Origin of the sequence: Streptomyces sp. 4F14 (assembly GCF_048159485.1) — a bacterium.
Lineage (GTDB): Bacteria > Actinomycetota > Actinomycetes > Streptomycetales > Streptomycetaceae > Streptomyces.
Window position 1 is genome coordinate 1 of record NZ_JBLRVY010000103.1, and the last position, 516, is coordinate 516.

At 66.9% G+C, this 516-nt stretch carries 1 protein-coding gene; it reads left to right on the plus strand.

Annotated features, from left to right (window positions below; all coding sequences use genetic code 11):
- Positions 1-516 (plus strand): 3-hydroxyacyl-CoA dehydrogenase family protein (locus ACLZOT_RS49815; protein ID WP_416975960.1); only part of this gene is annotated, 516 nt, incomplete at both ends.

Below are 516 nucleotides of genomic sequence, written 5' to 3' on the forward strand. Positions count from 1 at the left end.
GTGAACGACTCGCGCGGCTTCTTCACCTCTCGTGTCATCGGCCACTTCATCAATGAGGGCGTCGCGATGGTCGGGGAGGGCATCGAGCCGGCGTCGGGCGAGCAGGCGGCGGCGCAGGCGGGATACCCCGCCAAGGTCCTGTCGCTGATGGACGAACTCACGCTCACGCTGCCGCGCAAGATCCGGAACGAGTCCAAGCGGGCGGTGGAGGAGGCGGGCGGCACGTGGGTCTCCCATCCCGCCGAGAGCGTCATCGACCGCATGGTCGAGGAATTCGACCGGCCCGGGCGTAGTGGTGGGGCGGGATTCTACGACTACGACGATTCCGGCAAGCGGGGTGGGTTGTGGCCGGGGCTGCGTGAGCACTTCACCCGTGAGAGCGCGGAGATTCCCTTCCGGGACATGCAGGAACGCATGCTGTTCTCCGAGGCGCTGGACACGGTGCGGCTGTTGGAGGAGGGCGTTCTCACGTCCGTCGCGGACGCCAATATCGGGTCCGTCTTCGGGATTGGGTTC